21 protein-coding genes are annotated in these 20786 nt (G+C 28.0%); 11 read left to right on the plus strand and 10 right to left on the minus strand.

Translation table 11 applies throughout. From position 1 onward, the window contains the following. The first annotated feature begins 67 nt into the window (after window positions 1-67). From DS884_RS12815 to DS884_RS12830, 4 genes are all read left to right on the plus strand, one after another. On the plus strand, window positions 68-4381 hold the full coding sequence (locus tag DS884_RS12815; RefSeq protein WP_113787011.1) for a CusA/CzcA family heavy metal efflux RND transporter: 4314 nt from the start codon (window positions 68-70) through the stop codon (window positions 4379-4381). A gap of 4 nt (window positions 4382-4385) precedes the next feature. Then, window positions 4386-5579, plus strand: coding sequence for an efflux RND transporter periplasmic adaptor subunit (locus DS884_RS12820; RefSeq protein ID WP_158530842.1), 1194 nt, complete (start codon window positions 4386-4388; stop codon window positions 5577-5579). 97 nt (window positions 5580-5676) lie between these two features. After that, entirely contained in the window at window positions 5677-6564 is an 888-nt protein-coding gene (locus DS884_RS12825; protein WP_093871007.1) for a cation diffusion facilitator family transporter, read from the plus strand. A gap of 80 nt (window positions 6565-6644) precedes the next feature. Further along, on the plus strand, window positions 6645-7433 hold the full coding sequence (locus tag DS884_RS12830) for a prohibitin family protein (RefSeq protein ID WP_369813937.1): 789 nt from the start codon (window positions 6645-6647) through the stop codon (window positions 7431-7433). Window positions 7434-7474: 41 nt separating this feature from the next. On the opposite strand, the gene DS884_RS12835 is transcribed toward DS884_RS12830, so the two are convergent. Continuing rightward, entirely contained in the window at window positions 7475-8365 is an 891-nt protein-coding gene (locus DS884_RS12835) for a sterol desaturase family protein (RefSeq protein WP_113787013.1), read from the minus strand. A gap of 124 nt (window positions 8366-8489) precedes the next feature. On the opposite strand from DS884_RS12835, the gene rpsF reads away from it, so the two are divergent. Genes rpsF through rplI form a run of 3 tightly spaced genes read left to right on the plus strand, consistent with a single transcriptional unit; the run spans window position 8490 to window position 9596 of the window. Further along, the gene (rpsF, locus tag DS884_RS12840; RefSeq protein WP_093871010.1) at window positions 8490-8831 is read left to right on the plus strand and encodes a 30S ribosomal protein S6; all 342 of its coding nucleotides are present in this window, start codon (window positions 8490-8492) and stop codon (window positions 8829-8831) included. Window positions 8832-8834: 3 nt separating this feature from the next. Then, window positions 8835-9131 (plus strand): 30S ribosomal protein S18, encoded by a 297-nt coding sequence (rpsR, locus tag DS884_RS12845; protein WP_093871011.1) that lies wholly within the window; start codon window positions 8835-8837, stop codon window positions 9129-9131. Window positions 9132-9146: 15 nt separating this feature from the next. After that, window positions 9147-9596 carry a 50S ribosomal protein L9 gene (rplI, locus tag DS884_RS12850; RefSeq protein WP_093871012.1) on the plus strand — a complete coding sequence of 150 codons (450 nt, stop codon included), beginning with the start codon at window positions 9147-9149 and terminating at the stop codon, window positions 9594-9596. Window positions 9597-9821: 225 nt separating this feature from the next. On the opposite strand, the gene lysA is transcribed toward rplI, so the two are convergent. Further along, window positions 9822-11042 (minus strand): diaminopimelate decarboxylase, encoded by a 1221-nt coding sequence (lysA, locus tag DS884_RS12855; RefSeq protein ID WP_255414828.1) that lies wholly within the window; start codon window positions 11040-11042, stop codon window positions 9822-9824. 323 nt (window positions 11043-11365) lie between these two features. Here lysA and DS884_RS12860 point away from each other — a divergent pair, with 323 nt between their 5' ends. Then, window positions 11366-11770: a hypothetical protein gene (locus tag DS884_RS12860; protein WP_093871014.1), complete on the plus strand. Its 405-nt coding sequence runs from the start codon at window positions 11366-11368 to the stop codon at window positions 11768-11770. A 99-nt stretch (window positions 11771-11869) separates the two neighbouring features. On the opposite strand, the gene DS884_RS12865 is transcribed toward DS884_RS12860, so the two are convergent. From DS884_RS12865 to DS884_RS12880, 4 genes are all read right to left on the minus strand, one after another. After that, on the minus strand, window positions 11870-12598 hold the full coding sequence (locus DS884_RS12865) for a head GIN domain-containing protein (protein WP_158530843.1): 729 nt from the start codon (window positions 12596-12598) through the stop codon (window positions 11870-11872). 22 nt (window positions 12599-12620) lie between these two features. After that, window positions 12621-13718, minus strand: coding sequence for a hypothetical protein (locus tag DS884_RS12870; RefSeq protein WP_147239410.1), 1098 nt, complete (start codon window positions 13716-13718; stop codon window positions 12621-12623). Next, on the minus strand, window positions 13702-14235 hold the full coding sequence (locus DS884_RS12875) for a hypothetical protein (RefSeq protein ID WP_093871017.1): 534 nt from the start codon (window positions 14233-14235) through the stop codon (window positions 13702-13704). The genes DS884_RS12870 and DS884_RS12875 overlap by 17 nt, the downstream gene beginning before the upstream one ends. 149 nt (window positions 14236-14384) lie before the next feature. Then, complete coding sequence (locus DS884_RS12880; protein WP_113787017.1) at window positions 14385-14951, minus strand: RNA polymerase sigma factor; 567 nt, start codon at window positions 14949-14951, stop codon at window positions 14385-14387. A gap of 176 nt (window positions 14952-15127) precedes the next feature. On the opposite strand from DS884_RS12880, the gene DS884_RS12885 reads away from it, so the two are divergent. The 3 genes from DS884_RS12885 to DS884_RS12895 are packed head-to-tail and all read left to right on the plus strand — an operon-like array spanning window position 15128 to window position 18389. Next, window positions 15128-15985, plus strand: coding sequence for a hydroxymethylglutaryl-CoA lyase (locus DS884_RS12885; protein ID WP_113787018.1), 858 nt, complete (start codon window positions 15128-15130; stop codon window positions 15983-15985). Between the two features lie 4 nt (window positions 15986-15989). Then, window positions 15990-16793: a hypothetical protein gene (locus DS884_RS12890; protein ID WP_093871020.1), complete on the plus strand. Its 804-nt coding sequence runs from the start codon at window positions 15990-15992 to the stop codon at window positions 16791-16793. 33 nt (window positions 16794-16826) lie between these two features. Continuing rightward, window positions 16827-18389 (plus strand): bifunctional metallophosphatase/5'-nucleotidase, encoded by a 1563-nt coding sequence (locus tag DS884_RS12895; RefSeq protein ID WP_113787019.1) that lies wholly within the window; start codon window positions 16827-16829, stop codon window positions 18387-18389. Window positions 18390-18425: 36 nt separating this feature from the next. Here the strand turns inward: DS884_RS12895 and mazG are convergent, their stop codons facing one another. Genes mazG through ruvX form a run of 4 tightly spaced genes read right to left on the minus strand, consistent with a single transcriptional unit; the run spans window position 18426 to window position 20709 of the window. After that, window positions 18426-19205 carry a nucleoside triphosphate pyrophosphohydrolase gene (gene mazG / locus DS884_RS12900; protein ID WP_113787020.1) on the minus strand — a complete coding sequence of 260 codons (780 nt, stop codon included), beginning with the start codon at window positions 19203-19205 and terminating at the stop codon, window positions 18426-18428. Window positions 19206-19208: 3 nt separating this feature from the next. Beyond that, window positions 19209-19631, minus strand: coding sequence for a DUF5606 domain-containing protein (locus DS884_RS12905; RefSeq protein WP_093871023.1), 423 nt, complete (start codon window positions 19629-19631; stop codon window positions 19209-19211). A gap of 27 nt (window positions 19632-19658) precedes the next feature. Further along, complete coding sequence (gene def / locus DS884_RS12910) at window positions 19659-20246, minus strand: peptide deformylase (protein ID WP_093871024.1); 588 nt, start codon at window positions 20244-20246, stop codon at window positions 19659-19661. A gap of 52 nt (window positions 20247-20298) precedes the next feature. Continuing rightward, on the minus strand, window positions 20299-20709 hold the full coding sequence (gene ruvX / locus DS884_RS12915; RefSeq protein WP_093871025.1) for a Holliday junction resolvase RuvX: 411 nt from the start codon (window positions 20707-20709) through the stop codon (window positions 20299-20301). Window positions 20710-20786 lie beyond the last annotated feature (77 nt).

A 20786-nucleotide genomic window follows, 5' to 3' on the forward strand; every position in this document is an offset into this window, starting at 1 on the left:
TATGATGTGAAAAGTAGTTGTATATCAATATATACAATGAAAAAATAATAAATTAAAATCATTGATAATGTTAGATAACATCATAAAATTTTCAATTAAAAATAAATTGATTATTGGTGTATTAGTATTAGCGTTAATAGGTTGGGGTGTATACTCATTTAAACAACTACCTATTGATGCAGTACCAGATATAACAAATAATCAGGTGCAAATAATAACATCAGCACCATCACAATCAGCTCAAGATATTGAACGATTAGTTACATTTCCTATAGAAATGACCATGTCAAGTATTCCTAATATAGAAGAAGTTCGTTCCTTTTCTCGATTTGGACTTAGTGTTGTTACTGTAGTGTTTAAAGATAATATAGATATTTATTGGGCAAGACAGCAGATTAACGAACGTTTAGTTGAAGCTAAAAATCAAATTCCAAGTGGTGTTGGAAATCCAGAAATGGCGCCAGTAACTACAGGATTAGGAGAAATTTATCAATATACTTTAAAAGTAAATAAAAAAAACAAAAAGAAGTATTCAATTATGGAGCTCCGTACTATTCAAGACTGGATGGTTCGTCGCCAATTATTGGGTATTGAAGGTGTTGCGGATGTAAGTAGTTTTGGAGGTAATTTAAAGCAATACGAAGTAGCTTTACACCCTGAAAAATTACAAACGTTAGAAGTTAGCATACAGGAGGTATTTAAAGCATTAGAAAATAATAATCAAAATACAGGGGGAGCTTATATAGATAAAAACCCAAAAGCTTATTTTATAAGAAGTGAAGGATTAATTAAAACTTCTGATGATATTAGAAATATTGTTATAAAAAACACTAAAAATGGTACTCCAATTTTGATTAAAAACATTGCTACCGTACAATTAGGTAGCGCAGTTAGATATGGAGCTATGACTAGGAATGGTGATGGTGAAGTTGTAGGAGGGATAGTTATGATGCTTAAAGGAGCTAATTCATCAAAAGTTATCAAGACAGTTAAAAACCGTATTGCGCAAATAGAAAAAAGCTTACCCAAAGGGGTTGTAATTGAGCCATTTTTAGATAGAACTAAACTAGTTAATAAAGCAATTAATACTGTAACAACAAATTTAATAGAGGGAGCACTAATTGTTATATTTATTTTGGTATTGTTACTGGGGAATTTAAGAGCTGGATTAATTGTAGCTTCTGTCATTCCAATAGCTATGTTATTTGCTATTAGTTTAATGAATGTATTTGGTGTTTCTGGAAACTTAATGAGCTTAGGTGCTATAGATTTTGGGATAATTGTTGATGGTTCAGTTATTATTGTTGAAGCTACTTTACATTATTTAGGTCTGAAAAAATCTGGCACGTTATTAACTCAAAAACAAATGGATGAAGAGGTTTATAATTCGGCATCTAAAATACGTACTAGTGCAGCATTTGGAGAAATAATTATTCTAATTGTTTATTTGCCAATTTTAGCTTTGGTAGGTATAGAAGGCAAAATGTTTAGGCCAATGGCTATTACCGTTAGTTTTGCAATTTTAGGGGCATTTTTATTGTCACTAACTTATGTGCCTATGATGAGTGCATTATTTTTAAAGAAAAAAATAAGTAATAAATCTACTGTCTCTGATAAAATAATTGAAGGAATACAAAAAGGCTATAACCCTTTGCTGAATTTTGCATTAAAAAATAAATTAAAAGTTGTTATAGGAGCTGTATTAACTTTCATTCTAAGTGTCCTTATGTTTACTAAAATGGGTGCAGAATTTATACCCTCTTTAGATGAAGGTGATCTTGCAGTGCAAACAGTAGTTTCTACAGGTAGTTCTTTATCATATTCAGTTGATGTTTCTAATAAATCTTCAAAATTGTTACTAAAAGAGTTTTCTAATGAAATAGAACAGGTTGTAAGCAGAATAGGTTCATCTGAAATTCCAACAGATCCAATGCCTATAGAAGCTACAGATATGATTATTATTTTAAAAGATAAAAAATATTGGACCAAAGCCCATACGAAGAACGAGTTAACTTATAAAATGCAAAAGTTATTAGAAGATAGTATGTTGGGAGTTTCTTTTGGGTTTCAACAGCCAATACAAATGCGTTTTAATGAGTTAATGACTGGAGCAAGACAAGATGTTGTATTAAAAATTTACGGAGAAAACTTAGATGAATTAGTTAAATACGCTAACGAATTAAGTTTAATAATTCCGAAAGTAGAAGGAGCTGAAGATTTATATGTTGAAAAAATAACAGGTTTAAAACAAATTGTTATTAACTATAAACGTAGTCAATTAGCATATTATGGTTTAAATATATCTGATGTGAATACTGCTATCAATACAGCTTTTGCTGGTCAAAAAGCAGGTTCTGTTTATGAAGAAGAAAAGTGTTTTGACTTAGTAGTTCGTTTAACAAAAAACAAAAGAGAGAGTATAGAAGATATTCGTAAATTATATGTTTCAACAGCTACAGGATTACAAATACCTTTAATTAATGTTGCTGATGTTAGTTTTAAATCTGGGCCTAATCAAATTCAAAGAGATGATGCTAAACGTAGAATTACAGTAGGTTTTAATGTAAGAGATCGTGATGTTGAAAGTATTGTTAAAGAATTAAAAAAGAAGATAAATGAAAATATAAAATTTGATGCTGGATATTATATTACTTATGGAGGGACTTTTAAAAACCTTGAAGAAGCTAGAGAACGCTTATTTGTAGCTGTTCCAGTAGCATTGTTGTTAATATTTATATTGCTGTATATTACATTTAATTCTATTAAGCATAGTGTGTTAATTTTTACAGCAATTCCAATGTCAGCTATTGGAGGAATATTAGCATTATGGTTAAGGGGTATGCCTTTTTCTATTTCTGCCGGTGTTGGATTTATAGCATTGTTTGGCGTTGCAGTATTAAATGGAATTGTATTAATTGCTGAATTTAATAGACTAAAGAAACAGGGGATTACTGATTTATATGAAATAATAAAGAGAGGTACTTCTGTGCGTTTAAGACCTGTAATTATGACAGCAGCTGTTGCTTCTTTAGGTTTTTTACCAATGGCTTTATCATCATCTGCTGGAGCTGAAGTTCAAAAACCATTAGCCACTGTCGTTATTGGTGGTTTAATATCTGCTACATTTTTAACACTGTTGATTTTACCAGTGTTATATATGTTATTTGAAACTATTAAACTAAAAAAAGTTAAACCTTCTGTATTAGGGATTGTTTTACCAATACTATTTTATTGTTCTATATCTAATGCTCAGGAAAGAAATAGAAAAATATCAGAAAATGATGCTATTAAAATAGCATTGAAAAAATCGGTAATTCTTAAAAAATCACAACTTAATATCGAAAAAAGTAAGGCTGGTGTTTCTGGAGCAATAGTATTAAAGCCTATGAATGTAAGATATCAAGATGTTGGTGTTTCTACAGGTATTAATGAAAAAGAATGGTCAATTAACCAGAATTTTGGATCTGTATTGTCGCATTTAAAAAAAAGAGAATTAGCAAAAACAACTGTTGAGTTAATGAATATATCTAATGAGATTTCCGAAAAAGAGTTGATTAAAAAAGTTAAAAGCCTGTATCAAGAATGGAATTATTTATATGGACTTAATGTTTTAATGAATAAACAACAGCAAAATAGTAGTAAAATTAGCACTATAGCAAAAGAATTGCATAAGGCTGGTGAAATAGGTGGTTTAGAAAATGATTTAACAACATTACAGTTTTTGGGTATACAATCTCAAAAAAACAAGATGTATAAGAAGTTACTAGAAGTAGAGAATGAATTAAAAAAGATACTTCAGATAAGCTATGCTATTATTCCGACCAAAGATTTTCCTAAAAAGAAAATAGTATCAAAAAAAGATGGAGTTCTCTCTAGTAGATTTAAAAAGATTTTAAATAAACAGAATGAAAGAGCAAGTAAGCAAGTTTCTTTAGCAAAATCTGCTAATTTTCCTGAGCTTACAGGAGGTTTGTTAAGAAGGAAAACAGGAGTTAATACTAGTTATACCGGGTTTAATGTTGGTGTAAATATACCTATTTCATTTTGGTCTAATAATTCAAAAGTTAAACAACAGAAAATATTTAAAGAAGAGGTTGTATTTGAAAATGAATCAAAGTTTATCGCTATTAATAATAATTTCGAGAGTTTACAAAATCAGATAGTTTATTTAAATAAAGAGTTAAAAGGAATTAATAAAACTGTTCTTGTAGCTGAAAAATTTATAGAAAAGTTACAAATAGCATACAAAGCAGGAGAAATTGATGCGTTTCAATACAGTCAAAGTTTCACAGCATATTTTCAAGTAATGCAAAATTATTTATCACTTATAAATAATTACAATCAAACAGTAATAACGTATGAATTTTATAGTAAAGAATAACACGATGAAAAAATATATAATACCACTACTTTTTATAATAATTACAAGTTGTAATTCTAAAAAAGAAGATCACTCAGGGCATGACCATGCAAAAGAGGATCAAAAAAAACAATCAACAATATCTAAAGAAGAAAATCATGAAGAAAATAAACTTCATTTAACAAAGGAGCAAATACAAAATGCTGACTTAAAAATAGAAGTGCTTAGTAAAAAATTAATAAGAAATAGAATAGCTGTAACTGGAACTATTGAAGCTCCTCCACAAAATAAAGCTACAATTTATGCACCAATGGAAGCATTTGTTTATAGTACTGATGTATTGCCAGGTGATAAAGTAACTAAAGGGCAAACTGTAGCAGTTTTGGAGCACCCTAATTTTATAAAACTTCAGTACTCGTATTTAGAGTCAATAAATAATTGTAATGTAGCTAAAGCTGATTATGATAGAAAAAAAATGCTATTAGAAAAAGATATAACTTCTAAAAAATCTTTTCAAGCATCTGAAGGAAGGTATAAGTCGTTGCAAAGTTTGGTAAGTAGTTATGCTTCTCAATTGAAAATGGCAGGTTTAAATCCTGTTACTATAAATAAAAAAGGAATTCAACAATATGTATATGTTAAGTCTCCTATAACAGGCTTTGTAGTTGAAAATAATATAAATAAAGGAAAATTTTTAATGGCTAATTCTGAAATGATTGAAGTGATTGATAATGATCATATTCATGCAGAATTAAATGTTTTTGGTTCTGATATAACTAGAATAAAAAAAGGAAGTGATTTTTCATTTAAACCATCCGGATTAAATCTACAATATGAAGGCTACATTAAGCTAATTAGTCAAAAGGTTGACGATAAAACTAAAACAGTAAATGTTCATGGTCATTTTGAAGACCCAGAAGGAAGGTTGAAGTCAGGTATGTTTATCAATGCTGAAGTTTTATTGGAAGGGAGCAAAGTATATGCTATTTCTGAAAATGCTGTTATAGAGAATGAAGGAAAGAATTTTATTTTCATTGCTATGAATGAAACTGAATTTATACCTGTAGAGGTTAGATTAGGAAATACAGATAAAGGTTTTGTAGAAATTAAAGAGATAGAAGAAGATAATTTTAATGTAAGTGTGGTAATATCTGGAGCGCATTTTTTAAAAGGTAAACTTATGCAAATGTCTGGTGGCATGGATGGACATGCTCATTAAAAAATATAATTATGTGGTTACAGAAATGTAACCACATTTTATTTATAAATCATACATCTTTTTTGTAAATTAATTGTCTTGTAAATAAAGTAATAAAATGGGACACAATCATTCGCATAATAATTCTTCAGAAAATTTAGCGACAGCTTTCTTTTTAAATTTAACTTTTACTATAATTGAGTTCATAGGAGGGTTTTTTACTAATAGTTTAGCTATAATGTCAGATGCTTTACATGATTTAGGTGATAGCTTAAGTTTGGGATTGGCATGGTATTTTGAGAAAAAGTCAACTAAAAAACCAACTAAGAAGTATACATATGGATTTAAAAGATTGTCTCTTTTAGGAGCTATTATAAATTCAATAATATTAATTATTGGTTCAATTTTTATAATAAAAGAGGCGATACCAAGAATTATGAACCCAGAATATTCTGATGCAAAAGGAATGATGTGGTTGGCTCTTTTAGGGATACTTGTAAATGGAGCCGCTGTTTTTAAATTAAAAAAAGGAACAACCATTAATGAAAAAGTGGTTTATTTACATTTAATAGAAGACGTTCTGGGTTGGGTTGCTGTACTTATTGCAAGTATTATAATGCAGTTTTGGGATTTTCCAATTTTAGATCCAATTTTATCATTATTAATAGCATTATATGTTCTCTTTAATGTTTACAAGAATATGAAAGAAAGCTTAGCTGTAATTCTTCAAGGGATTCCTGAAAATTTATCGATAGAAGATATTAAAAATTATATATTAAAAAATCCTTCAGTTGAAGATGTTCATGATTTTCATCTTTGGACTATGGATGGAGAGTATACTATTCTTACTGTTCATGTTGTTTTAAAAAATAATAGTAATTTAAAAGAGATTGCTGTTTTAAAAGGAACTTTGAAAAAAGAATTACATGATAAATACCATTTAGAACACATAACTATTGAATTTGAGTTAAAGACTGAAGAATGCGAATATCAAAATTGTAATTAGTGAATTTAATTGTACATTTGAAATAAAAAACAATGAACAATAACAGGCAATTAGATTTAAAGTTTCCTAAAGGAGGTTTTATGGTAGTTTTATTAGCTGTAATTACAATTATAGCTTTTTCAAAATCAACAGAAACTATAAAGTCAGGTCAAGCTGGAGTTTTGTATAAAACTTTTGGAGGTGGTGTAGTAACAGATGAACCATCATTAGGTGAAGGTTTTCATATTGTGGCTCCATGGAATAAGGTTTTCGTGTATGAAGTACGTCAACAAGAAATTTTTGAAAAAATGCAAGTTTTATCTTCAAATGGATTAGAAATTCAATTAGAAGCTTCTGCATGGTTTCAACCACAATCAGAAAATTTAGGGTTATTACATAAAGAAAAAGGAGAAAATTATATTTCAAGAGTTATTCAACCAGCCATTCGTTCTGCTGCTAGAAGTGTTGTAGGTCGTTATACACCGGAACAATTATACTCTAGTAAAAGAGATGTAATTCAAGAAGAGATATTTGTTGAAACAAAGAAAATATTAGACAAGCAACATATTCAATTAAATGAAGTATTAGTTAGAGATGTTACTTTACCAGCTACTATCAAATCAGCAATTGAACGAAAACTAAAGCAAGAACAAGAGTCATTAGAATATGAGTTTAGGTTAGTAACTGCACAAAAAGAAGCTGAAAAACAGATAATTGAAGCAAAAGGAAAAGCAGATGCAAACAAAATTTTAAGTGCTTCACTTACTGATAAAATTCTACGTGATAAAGGTATTGAAGCAACAATGAAATTATCTGAATCACCAAACAGTAAAGTTGTGATTATAGGTTCAGGTAATAGTGGAATGCCAATTATCCTTGGGAATCAATAATTTAAAAAGTAAAAAATATAAAAAAGAGATAAATTATTAATTTATCTCTTTTTTTTTGCACTCCATTCTTTTCTTAAATCAGTAGATAATTTACCACTACCATCATGTTTCCATCCTGGTGGTTTAATCAAGTATTTAAGTTTATTTATAATAGATGTTTTAGAAAATAAAAAATCTGATAGCATATTGAACCACTCATGAAAAGCAACTTTAATAGGATTGTATGTGTTAATATTACTAACTAAACCATATATAGGTTTTTCTATTTCTGGTTCAAATGTGCCAAATAATTTATCCCATATAATAAAGATACCAGCATGATTTCTGTCTAAATATTGTGGATTTGTTGCATGATGAACTCTATGGTGACTAGGAGTGTTAAAAATTGCTTCAAACCAATTTGGTAGTTTGTAAATTAATTCAGTATGAATCCAGTATTGATATAAAAGGCTTATACTCATTTGCATTAAAATCATTACAGGATGAAACCCTATAAGGGCTAGGGGAGTCCAGAAAATAAAAGTATAAAAACTACCAGACCAAGTTTGTCGTAAAGCCGTTGATAAATTATATTTTTTTGAGGAATGATGTACCACATGACTAGCCCAAAATAACCTACTTTCATGTGCAATTCTATGATTCCAGTAATACACTAAATCTTCAGCAAACAATAAAATTAACCACGACCACCAAATAAAGGGAATTGTAAAAAAGCGGTATTCATATATAAATAATAAGAAAGCGAATGTAATTCCTTTAGTAAATAATCCTATACAAACATTACCTAAGCCCATCGTTATTGAAGTTAAGGAATCTATATATTCATAATTTTCCATTTTTACTTTTACAGTTAAAATTACTTCAATAAGTACTGTAATTATAAAAAAAGGAATAGCAAAATGAATAATATTAGGTAATTCAGAGATTAACATATTTTTGAAATTTTAGAAGGGTTACAAACTTACTCAAAAAACAAATAAAAAAATATAGCGTGTAGTTGTTATATATATAGTCTATTTTTTATATATTTGCACCCTTAAAATAAAATTTTTAATTATGAACCATTACGAAACTGTTTTCATTTTGAATCCCGTTTTATCTGAAGGTCAGATAAAGGAAACAGTGCAGAAATTTGAAGATTATTTGACTTCAAAGGGTGCAGAGGTGATTTACAAAGAAAATTGGGGCTTAAAGAAATTAGCTTACCCAATTGAAAAAAAGAAAAGTGGATTTTACCACTTAATCGAGTTTAAAGCATCAGGAGATACTATTACTCCGTTTGAATTAGAATTTAGACGTGATGATAGCATTATGCGTTATTTAACTGTAAGGTTAGATAAACATGCTGCGGCTTGGGCTGAGAAGAGAAAAGAACGTGTTAAATCATCAAAAAAGTAACCTATGTCGTCTATAGATCAACAAGCAAAAGGAAACAAGCAAGGAGAAGTACGTTACTTAACTCCACTTGACATTGAAACTAAAAAAGAAGCAAAATACTGTCGTTTTAAGAAAAATGATATTAAATACATCGATTATAAAGATGCTAGTTTCTTAATGTATTTAGTAAACGAACAAGGTAAAATTTTACCAAGACGTTTAACAGGAACATCATTAAAATATCAACGTAAAGTTGCACAGGCTATTAAAAGAGCTCGTCACTTAGCTTTAATGCCATACGTTGGTGATATGTTAAAATAATAAAGAAGTAGAAACATGGAATTGATATTAAAACAAGACGTAGAAAACTTAGGTTTTAAAGACGATGTTGTAACCGTTAAGAATGGTTATGGACGTAACTGCCTAATACCTCAAGGATATGCAATTTTAGCTACTTCTTCAGCTAAAAAAGTATTAGCAGAAAACTTAAAGCAACGTGCTTTTAAGGAAGCTAAATTAATAGAAGATGCTACTAAATTAGCAGATACTATTAAAGGATATGAACTTAAAATAGCTTCTAAAGTTGGTACAGGAGACAAATTATTTGGATCTGTAAACAATGCTGATGTTGCTGTTGCATTATCAAAAGCAGGAACTGAGATAGATAGAAAATTTATCAAAGTTACTGGAGGTAATGTTAAAAGATTAGGTAAATATAATGCAGCTGTTCGTTTACACAGAGCAGTAGTAGCAGATATTGTATTTGAAGTTGTTGCTGAAAAGTAATAGTTTATTACATATAATATATTAAAAATCCGCTTATAGCGGATTTTTTTATGAATAAAAACAGGGTTTTTCCTGTAATAATTTTCTTTTATTTATAGTATGTTTGCAAAACGGATAGATAAATAGGGGAATTTATCTGTAACTTCTAACCAATTCTAATATAATTCGATGAAAGGATTGTATTAAAAAACTCCAATATTTTCTAAAAAATATTGGAGTTTTATTTTAGTTAATAACTACTTGTTCTTGATTTCGTACTATGTCTTCAAAGGTTTCTCTTTTTCTAATTAAATAGTCTTTCCCTTTATAAAGCATAACTTCTGCAGGTCTATACCTTGAGTTGTAGTTTGAAGCCATAGAAAAACAATATGCACCCGCATTATGGAAACATAATATATCATCTTCAGCTATTTCTGAAATTCGTCTATTAGAACCAAAAGTATCGTTTTCACATATGTATCCAACTATACTATAAAATCGTTCTCTACCTTTAGGATTAGATATATTTTCAATATGATGGTATGAATTATAAAACATTGGTCTAATAAGGTGATTTAAACCACTATCAATACCAGCAAAAACAGTAGATGTTGTTTGTTTTATAACATTTACTTTAGCTAGAAAATAACCAGATTCACTTACTAAAAACTTTCCTGGTTCAAACATTAAGGTTACATCTTTACCGTAATTTTTACAGAAATCATTAAACCTTGTTGATAGTTTTTTACCTAATTCATCAATGTTTGTTGAAATATCATCTTTTTTGTATGGAACTTTAAAACCGCTTCCAAAATCAATAAAATCTATATTTTTAAACTGCTTAGCCACATCAAATAAAATTTCAGTAGCCCTTAAAAAGGTATCAATATCTAAAATATCTGATCCAGTATGCATATGAATACCATTTATATGCATGCCTGTATTTTCAACAACTCTTTTTATATGTGGTACTTGGTGTATTGAAATACCAAACTTAGAATCAATATGACCAACAGATATTTTACTGTTTCCACCAGCCATAACGTGTGGGTTTATTCTTATACAAACAGGTATTTCAGGGTGTTTTTGACCAAAAAGTTCTAATATTGATAAGTTATCAATATTAATTTGCACACCTAATTTAGCTACTTTTTCTATTTCTTGTAAAGAAACTCCATTAGGGGTGTATATAATATCTTTTGGTTCAAAACCAGCCAATAGCCCTAGTTTTACTTCCTGTATTGATACCGTATCTAATCCACTTTTTAAAGAATTAAAAACTTTTAATATGTTAATATTAGATAGTGCTTTTGTTGCATAATTTATCTTTACATTTTTAACTTTAGAAAAAGCGTTTGTAATTTTTTTATATTGATTAATTATTACATCTGTATCATAAACATATAACGGACAACCGTATGTGTCTGCTAGCTTTAGTAATTCTTTTCTGTTCATTTTTAAAAGTATTTTACGGTTCAAATGTAGAAAAGATAGAAAGTCAAGCAAATTAATTTTAAGAAATAAACATATCTATGATTTTTTGTAAAAATTAGATATTAGGATATATTTAATTTTTACTTATTATAAAAAGAAGATTTTATATAAGAAACAAAAAATTACTAGTAAGTTGCTTTATAATTTTTGATAGTTCCATAATACGTTAAGTCAATGAGTAGTTAATTTAAATAATATACAGTTTAGCTTTTTTATTTAGGGTTGCTTTCTAGACGCAACCTTTTTTTTATTTTAAGACTATATAGAAAAGTATATTAATTAAATATAAAACTATTATGAAAAACATTAAATCAGTAATTCTTTTAGTAACAGTGTTATTCTTTTCGTGTAATGAAAATGATTCACCAACAATAAGTTTGAAAGATAATACGTTTGGGCTTTGTTTAGAAAATGAACCTAAATTAACTGACCTTAATTTTACAGGAACAGTTTGTTGTTTTCAAAGAAATTCAACATTGAATATTGGTACTCCAATAGTTTATGAATATGTTACAAATCTATCAGATCCAATTGTAAAATGGGAAATAATTTCAGGAGATATTGAATTTTTGTCAGGGATTGATAATAATAAAGTTACGATACAATTAGGGAATAATTTTAAAAATGGAAAAATTAAGGTGAGAGGTGTTTCATCTGGCGGTTTAACGTGTGATGAAGTTATTATTATTGAAGAAGATTAATTTTTAATTAATAGTATTTTTATAAACTAAAAAGTTATAATCCCATAAAAGGTAATTTTATAGGATTATAACTTTTTTAATATGAAAGAAGTATGAATATTAGTTTCGACTAATAACATTTCCAGAACCAACAGAGTTAGTGTCTACATGTTTTGGTTTTCCTTTATAATAAATATTCCCAGAGCCAACTACGTTAGCCTTTATTTTTTTAGATACAGATGTTTGTATATCTCCTGATCCTGCTATGCTAGCTTTTAAATAAGAAGTTTTTAATTCATATGCTTTAACATCTCCTGAACCAGCGATAGAGCATTTAAAATTATTCGTACTTCCTTTTAATTTAATATTTCCTGAGCCTCCAATAGAAGCTCTTATTGTTTTAGCATTAACCATAGCTTTTATGTTTCCAGACCCAGCTATACTGAATGAAATATCTTCTTCTTTAATTTTTTTATTTACTACAACGTTTCCTGAGCCTTCTAAAGATACACCATCAATACTTTCAAAAGAAACAGTAACAACAAGTTTTTTAGTAGTTCTTATATTAATATTCTTTTTGAATTTAATTTTTAGTTTGTTGTTTTTTACAATTGTTTCAATGTAAGGAATAATATTTTCTTCACCTTCAATTGATATTTTACCTTCATTACCTTCTACAAGTCTAACATCAAAAGAGCCGCCAACGTTAACTCTATCAAAATCATTCACTTTTCTTGTTTCTGTAGTTACATTACCATTTCCTTTTACTTTTTTTGAACTCCACCAACTTTGAGCTTGTGATGTTAAGCTCATGCTTATTGCTATTAATATTATTATTGATTTTTTCATTTTTAAAGTTTTTATAATTGTTTTAGTCATTTGTTTTTAAAGAAACCCCTCCGTAACTTGACTTTATATTAATTACAGAATTACTATTTGAGTTCCCGAATACTCCTTCATAATATTTTTTTGAGGATTTTTTAATGCTTTTATACATCTCTACTTTATCTTTCGGATAATTGAAACTTGCATATCCTAAACTCATAGTGAATTTGAAATTATTTGTACTGCTTGTTCCTAGTTTTATGCCTGCATAACTACCATCGATACTTATTTTTTCAAAATTATTTGCTATGTTTTGTATTTTAACACTTCCGTAATCTGTATTTATTTCGAGGTTCTTTTTTAAAGTACCAATTTTTACACCTGCATAATCAGAATTACCATATATATTTTCAACATTATTAACAATAAGACTACCATAATCACTATTAAAGTTTATAGTATTAGAGTTTTGAATTTTTACTGCAGAGTAATCAGCATTAATTTTTAGTTTTTCAGAATTATTAATTCTTAATTTAGAATAATCTATAGAGATGTTACCAGATTTTATATAGTTAATTTCCGAAGCACCGCAATAATCTAAATTTATAGTATTGTTAATATTGGTTAGTTTATCTATATCAATATTTCCATAATCACAATTAATGTTTGTTTTTCCTTCAAGTACATCAATTTCGATATTTCCATATGCATTATTAAAATCTGCATTATTTGTTACTGGCATTTTAATAAAATAATTAATTTTAAAATTAATATTATTACTTTTCCACCATGATGACCAACTAGATTTTGTTTTTTCTATTCTAGTTCTGGCTTCTACTAAATTTTTAGTAGCTTCAAAATCAACAGTAATAGCATCTAGTTTATTTTCTACTTTATCTAAACTATTTCCCTTTACAGTAATTTTCACATCAATTTGTATACGATTTTCATTCCATGTAGTTACATTAATGTTTCCATATTTGTTTTTAATATATAGTGTAGCATTACTATTTACTGAAAATTGTTTTTTAATGGTCTTACTTTTTTCATGCTTTTTACTACTATTATCATTAATTGTATTTGAGAATAATAGAGCAGGAGTTAAGCTAATAACTAATAAAAGTGTTTTATATAATTTCATCATATTTAATTTCAAATTTTGTTGGGTTTTTTTGATATTCCAATTGGGTAAGTAATTCTCCTAAAATATCTAATCTCTGTTGGTAATTATTTATCATTCTTTGTATTATATACCTTTTGTTTTCATTTTTAAGTAGCTCTTTAGAGAATGTTTTAAATTTATCTTCAAGGTCTTCAAATTTATCAAGAGCATCTTCAATTAGGGTTTCAGTTTCAATATTTCTATGCTTTTCAACTTCTTTTAATTCTTGCTTAATTGTTGAAACAAAAAAAGTTTCAGCTTCGGCCATTTTAGGAGATATTCCAGCTAAACCATATTGTGCTTTTGTGTTTTGAATATTACCTAGATAAAATCCTAAAACTAATATAACAGAAGCTGCTATACTCATCCATTTCCATGAAGTAAATGTTCTTTTTTTAGGAGTTTGTAACTTGCGTTGAAATCTAATAAGATGACCAGAATGAGGTTCATGAATATCGAAATCATTATCATGAAAAAAGTTATGTAATTTATCTGCCATAAAATTTCATTTTATAAATTCTTATTAATTTATTTAATACTACATCTTTTTAAAAAAGTAGTAACTTTAATTTTTGTCTAAATCGGTCAAAATGACCAGAACGTGGTTCATGAATATCAAAGTCATTTTCATAAAAAAAGACAAGTAATTTATCTACCATATATTTTTGTTTTAACATCATTTCCAATTAAAATTTGCTTTAACTTTTTCTTTGCTCTAGAAATAGTTGTTCTAACATTTTCATTGGTGTAATTTAAAATTTGAGCTATTTCTTCGTAATCATACCCTTCAATAAGGTTTAGAGTAAGTGTTAAACGGTAATTATCTTTTAAACTTTGAATTACTTTTAATACTTCTTGTATATCTAAATCGTTGTAATTAATTGTATCACTCTCAACTTCATTATTAGGAATTACATCCATTTTTACTTCATCGTAGCGATTGTTTTTTTTTAATTGTGTTAAACTTTTGTTTATTACAATTCTTTTTAACCAAGCACCAAAAGCTACTTCACCTTTAAAAGTGTGTAATTTTGTAAATGCAGTAAGAAAAGCTTCTTGCATTAGATCTTCAGCTTCAAATTCGTCTTTTAATATGCGAAATGCGGTATTATACATTGCTTTATAATAGCTTTTATATACTTGCATTTGCGCATTATTATCGTTCTTCTTACAGCGTTCGATTAGTTGGTTGATATGTAAATTTTGCGATTCCAATAAATATATTCTAACCTAATGACAATCTAATTTTTAATGTGTGACACTTTTTTATAAAAAAGTTTTATGCTTATAAAAATAAAGAAAGAGATGAGAAATTACTTTTTTTATAAGTATTAAATTATTATATCAAAATTTAAAATAAAAAACTAATGAAAATATGTATATTTGGCGCGATGAATGATAGAGTTAAAATTATTGAATGCCCTAGAGATGCAATGCAAGGAATTAAGAGTCATTTTATTTCTACAGATTCTAAGGCAAAATATATAAACTCTTTACTTAAAGTAGGTTTTGATACTATTGATTTTGGTAGTTTTGTTTCACCTAAGGCAATACCACAAATGCGTGATACTGCTTATGTTTTATCAAAATTAAATCTAGCAGATACAGAAAGTAAATTGTTAGCTATTGTTGCTAATGTTAGAGGAGCTAATGATGCATCATGTTTTGACGAAATTGATTACTTAGGATACCCTTTTTCTATATCTGAAAATTTTCAAATGCGTAATACGCATAAAACAATTGAACAATCTATAGATACATTAAAAGAAGTTTTGTCAATTGCCACAAGAACCAATAAAGAAGTAGTTGCTTATTTATCAATGGGGTTTGGGAATCCTTATGGAGATCCTTGGGATGTTGATATTGTTGGAGAATGGACAGAAAAACTTTGTAATTTAGGAGTGAAAGTGTTATCTTTATCTGACACAATAGGTAGCTCAACCCCACAAGTAATTGAGTATCTGTTTACTAATTTAATTCCTCAATACCCTGAAATAGAATTTGGAGCACATTTACATACAACTCCTGACACTTGGTTTGAAAAAGTTGATAGTGCATACAGGTCTGGTTGTAAACGTTTTGATGGAGCTATAAAAGGTTATGGTGGTTGTCCTATGGCTAAAGATGATTTAACAGGTAATATGCCAACAGAGAAATTGTTGTCTTATTTTACCTCTAATAAAGTTAATACCAATATTAAACCAATGAGTTTTGAAAGTGCATATAACAAGGCACTAGAAGTTTTTTAGAATTATGAAGTTTATAGTTGTTACTTTTTTTATTACTTTTTCTTTTTTTCATTATTCTTCAGATGATGAAAACATAGGGACGTGGAATATAAGGAATGGTAGATTTATTAAAAACTATTCTAAAAATGACAAGTTAGCTGCTCTTCATTGGCAAACTTTTTATGAGATTTTCCCTAAATCAATCACAAAAAAATACATTAAAAAATTAGTGCTTATTTCTGATGGTTTAGATGAAAAAACTGGTGCATTGGGAGCTTTAAGTTCTAAAAATGATAAATGGCAATTAGTTATTGATACTTTAGATGTTAATTTTAAATCAAAAAACAAAAAAAGACTACAAGAATCAGTTTATACTTTAGTTCATGAATTTGGGCATTTATTAACACTTAACAATACTCAGATAAAGCCAACCAACAAAATACTTCAAGATGAGGGAGGTTTATATCTTACTTTAGAAGGTGAAGCGTACAAAAATAGTTATTTAAATAGGTTTGTGTCTTTGTTTTGGAAGGGTAGATTGTTAGAAAAGTGGGATGTTATAAAGGAAAGGCATTGTTTTACAGAAGAAAGTTGTGTAGAAAAATTAAATGGATTGTATTTTGATAACCTTGCAGATTTTGTTACAGATTATGCAGCAGAAAGTCCTGAAGAAGATATAGTTGAAAGTTGGACATATTTTGTTTTAAAGAAAAAAGTAAAAAATCCAAAAACAATCGCACAAAAGAAAATAAATTTCTTCTATCAATTTCCAGAATTAGTCGCTTACAGAAAATTAATACGATATAATACACGTTATTATGTTCATTAATATTGTAATTTTGGCTTTTTAAAATTAGCCTTAATGAAACTTAAAAAGCAATTATTTTTCTTTTTACCATTACTACTACTTTATTTTAGTTGTAGTACACAAAATAAAGCATCTAAAGCTTTACTAAAACAATCAAACTACTCATTTAAAAAAGCACCAAACAAAACTTATTTTTCAATAGTACAACTCAATGACGTATATGAAATAGCTCCAATTCAAAATGGAAAATTTGGAGGTATGGCAAGAGTTGAAACTATTCATCAAGAAGTGCTAAAAGAGAATAAAAATTCAATGTTAGTTCTAGCTGGTGATTTTTTAAACCCTTCTTTACTTGGTACATTAAAAATAAATGGAGAACGTGTTAGAGGTAAGCAAATGGTTGAAGTAATGAATGCTATGAATTTTGATTTAGTAGCTTTTGGTAACCATGAATTTGATTTAAGTTATACTAATTTACAAAAAAGATTAAACGAAAGTAATTTTGATTGGATTTCTGCAAATGTTCTTCATAAACAAGTTGAAAGTAAAAAGTATTTTTATAAAATTAAAAATCAAAAAAAACAAATACTTAAAGATTCTTATATAAAAGAATTTAAAAACTCAGATGGATCTATTTTAAGAGTTGGTTTTATTAGTGTTTGTATACCTTCTAACCCTAAAAACTATGTTTTTTATGGTGATATGTTTGAAGAAATAAAGAGGGCTTATAATGAAATTAAACCCAAAGTTGATATTGTTTTAGGTTTGACACATGTAAAAGTTGAACAGGATAGAATAATTGCAAAATTACTACCTGATTTAGCATTAATAATGGGAGGGCATGAACATACAAATAGTTATGAGAATATAAATAATGTTATAATAGCGAAAGCTGATGCAAATGCGAAAACAGTTTATATTCATAGATTTGAATATGATAGATTAACAAAAAAAGTAAAAGTTAAATCTGAATTAAAAGAAATCAATAAATCAATTATTCCAAATAAAAAAATAGAAAATATTGTTAGTAAGTGGGAAGGGATTTTAAACACTAAAATTAAAGAAGTAGTAGCAAGCCCTAATGAAGTTATTTTTAATACAAAAGAACCTTTAGAAGCTCGTGATACACCTGTACGCAGTATTCAAACTAATATGGGTAATATGATAACTAAAGCTATGAGTTATGCTTATAATGATAAAGTAGACTGCGCTTTGGTTAATGGAGGTTCAATTAGAATTGATGATGTACTTGAAGGGAAAATTACTGCTGTAGATGTTTTTAGAGTGTTGCCATATGGTGGGGCAATATTGAAAGTTGAGATAAAAGGAAGTTTGCTTAAAAAAGTTTTAGATTTCGGATTATCAGCTTCCGGAACAGGTGCATTTTTACAACGTTATAATGTATCAAAGAAATCTGGTAATTGGTATGTAAAGGTTAAAAAAATTGATGAAAATAAAGTATATAAAGTAGCTTTTTCTGATTACCTTTTAAAAGGGTTTGATATTCCTTTTTTATCAAATAAAAACCCTGAAGTTTTATCTATCTATAAGCCAAAATCCATAGAAAAAGCATTTGATATTAGAAAGGCTATTATTGATTATATGAAAAAACTATAATTTTTTTACTAAAAAAAGAAGATAAAGTAAATTTAGTTATTTAAAATAAGCTTTTGATTTTTCCCAGTAAACATCCATTTCACTTAAAGTCATGTCAGATAATTCTTTGCCTTCTTTTTTTACAGCCTCTTCTAAAAACTGGAATCTATTTATAAATTTTTTATTAGTTTTTTCAAGAGCATTTTCAGGGTTAACACCAATAAAACGAGCGTAATTTATCATTGAAAATAATACATCACCAAACTCTTTTTCAGTTTTTTCTTGGTTCTTATTTTTAATTTCTTCATTAAGTTCAGATATTTCTTCCTGTACCTTTTCCCAAACTTGATGTGGTTCTTCCCAGTCAAAACCAACTCCAGCAACTTTATCCTGAATTCTACTTGCTTTTATTAAGGTAGGTAAACTTTTAGGAACTCCTTCTAACACAGAGTTTTTACCTTCTTTAAGCTTAAGTTTTTCCCAATTTTGCTTTACTTCTTCTTCATTGTTAACCTTAATATCACCATAAATATGAGGATGTCTATTAATTAACTTATCAGAAATAGAATTTGCTATATCTGCAATATCAAAAGCACCTTTTTCACTTCCTATTTTAGCATAAAAAACGATGTGCAAAAGCACATCGCCTAATTCTTTTTTTATCTCTTCTAAATCATTATCTAAAATAGCATCAGCTAACTCATAGGTTTCTTCAATAGTTAAATGACGTAAACTTTCTAAGGTTTGTTTTTTATCCCATGGACACTTCTCTCGAAGTTCATCCATAATATCTAACAAACGATTAAAAGCTTCTAATTGATTTTTTCGAGTATACATGTTTTATTCTTCTTCTTCAGAAACTACTTCTTTTTCAATTAAAGAACTAAAATCAAATCCAGCTTTAACTAAAGAATTATACCATTGAATTACTTTCTTAATGTTTGAAGCATACACACGTTCTTCATCAAAGTTTGGTAAAACTTCACTAAAATAAGCAACTAGTTTATTAGAACTTTCTTTGTGAGAAATTGTTTCTTTTCCGTCTTCTTTATCGGCTATGTTTTTTATAACTTTAGCTAATGGAACCTCTTCTTCATATGTATAAATAGCAATATTCTCTAATAAACTTACGTTATGAGTAGCTGTAATAGGAAAACGTTTACCGTCAGTAATTGACTTAACAATCACACCAGTTTTTGTTTGTGATAAGATTTCAAATAAACCAGGTTTTCCAGTTACAGATATAATTTTGTTAAACTCCATATATTTATATTATTAATGTCTTGTTTTTTATTTTCTCTTAGCATTAGGAAAACGCATTCTATAATCAGCGTTTACCTTTCCTTTTGAAATGTTTTCTAATTTTTTCTTAATTAATCGTTTTTTTAATGATGATAATTTATCAGTAAATAAAACTCCTTCAATATGATCATATTCATGTTGAAAAACTCTTGCAGCCAACCCACTTAGTACTTCAGTATGCTTTTTGAAGTTTTCATCTTGATATTCTATTGTAATTGTTTCTTGTCTCCACACATCTTCATTTACTGACGGAATACTTAAACAACCTTCATTAAAAGCCCATTCATCTCCTTCTTCTTTTATAATTTTAGCATTGATAAAAACACGATTAAAATTACCTAAAATTTCACGTTCCTCTTCATCAAGTTCTTCATTATCTTTAAAAGGAGATGCATCAATAAGAAACAAACGAATATCTTTTCCAATTTGTGGAGCAGCTAAACCTAAACCATTAGCGTTATACATAGTTTCCTTCATATTAGTAATTAATTTACTTAATTCAGGATAGTCAGCATCAATATCTTTTCCTACTTTACGTAATACAGGATCACCGTATGCAACAATTGGTAAAATCATTTATTTATTTTTTAGTGTCGGCAAAAATACAAAGAAAGGAGTTTGTATAAAATTATTTATTGTATAAATAAGATTGAAGAATGATTGTAGCACTAATTTCATCAACTAAAGCTTTATTTTGGCGTTGCTTCTTCTTAAGTCCGCTATCAATCATTGTTTGAAAAGCCATTTTTGAAGTAAATCGTTCATCAATACGCTTTATAGGAATATTAGGGATTGCTTTCGAAATTTTCTCTAGAAAAGGAGTAATTAAAACTTCACTTTCGCTATCAGTATTATTTAACTGTTTTGGTTTACCAACAAGAAACAAATCAACAGTTTCTTTAGTGATATAATCTTTTAAAAAAGAAATCAGATTATTAGTGTCAATAGTAGTTAAACCAGAAGCTATAATTTGCAGCTCATCTGTTACTGCAATACCAGTTCTTTTCTTTCCAAAATCAATAGCTAAAACACGGCCCATACTTTCTGTTTTAGGCAAAAGTAATGATTTTTAACAAGAGTAAATTATCTGTTTAAAAAATGTATCTTCGTGCTTAA

The organism is Tenacibaculum sp. E3R01 (assembly GCF_003318185.1).
GTDB lineage: Bacteria > Bacteroidota > Bacteroidia > Flavobacteriales > Flavobacteriaceae > Polaribacter > Polaribacter halocynthiae.

Coding starts and splice junctions, on each gene's coding strand:
- DS884_RS12815 (WP_113787011.1), top strand. CDS start 68: ATGTTAGATAACATCATAAAATTTTCAATTAAAAATAAATTGATTATT.
- DS884_RS12820 (WP_158530842.1), top strand. CDS start 4,386: ATGAAAAAATATATAATACCACTACTTTTTATAATAATTACAAGTTGT.
- DS884_RS12825 (WP_093871007.1), top strand. CDS start 5,677: ATGGGACACAATCATTCGCATAATAATTCTTCAGAAAATTTAGCGACA.
- DS884_RS12830 (WP_369813937.1), top strand. CDS start 6,645: ATGGTAGTTTTATTAGCTGTAATTACAATTATAGCTTTTTCAAAATCA.
- DS884_RS12835 (WP_113787013.1), bottom strand. CDS start 8,365: ATGTTAATCTCTGAATTACCTAATATTATTCATTTTGCTATTCCTTTT.
- rpsF (WP_093871010.1), top strand. CDS start 8,490: ATGAACCATTACGAAACTGTTTTCATTTTGAATCCCGTTTTATCTGAA.
- rpsR (WP_093871011.1), top strand. CDS start 8,835: ATGTCGTCTATAGATCAACAAGCAAAAGGAAACAAGCAAGGAGAAGTA.
- rplI (WP_093871012.1), top strand. CDS start 9,147: ATGGAATTGATATTAAAACAAGACGTAGAAAACTTAGGTTTTAAAGAC.
- DS884_RS12860 (WP_093871014.1), top strand. CDS start 11,366: ATGAAAAACATTAAATCAGTAATTCTTTTAGTAACAGTGTTATTCTTT.
- DS884_RS12865 (WP_158530843.1), bottom strand. CDS start 12,598: ATGAAAAAATCAATAATAATATTAATAGCAATAAGCATGAGCTTAACA.
- DS884_RS12870 (WP_147239410.1), bottom strand. CDS start 13,718: ATGATGAAATTATATAAAACACTTTTATTAGTTATTAGCTTAACTCCT.
- DS884_RS12875 (WP_093871017.1), bottom strand. CDS start 14,235: ATGGCAGATAAATTACATAACTTTTTTCATGATAATGATTTCGATATT.
- DS884_RS12885 (WP_113787018.1), top strand. CDS start 15,128: ATGAATGATAGAGTTAAAATTATTGAATGCCCTAGAGATGCAATGCAA.
- DS884_RS12890 (WP_093871020.1), top strand. CDS start 15,990: ATGAAGTTTATAGTTGTTACTTTTTTTATTACTTTTTCTTTTTTTCAT.
- DS884_RS12895 (WP_113787019.1), top strand. CDS start 16,827: ATGAAACTTAAAAAGCAATTATTTTTCTTTTTACCATTACTACTACTT.
- mazG (WP_113787020.1), bottom strand. CDS start 19,205: ATGTATACTCGAAAAAATCAATTAGAAGCTTTTAATCGTTTGTTAGAT.
- DS884_RS12905 (WP_093871023.1), bottom strand. CDS start 19,631: ATGGAGTTTAACAAAATTATATCTGTAACTGGAAAACCTGGTTTATTT.
- def (WP_093871024.1), bottom strand. CDS start 20,246: ATGATTTTACCAATTGTTGCATACGGTGATCCTGTATTACGTAAAGTA.
- ruvX (WP_093871025.1), bottom strand. CDS start 20,709: ATGGGCCGTGTTTTAGCTATTGATTTTGGAAAGAAAAGAACTGGTATT.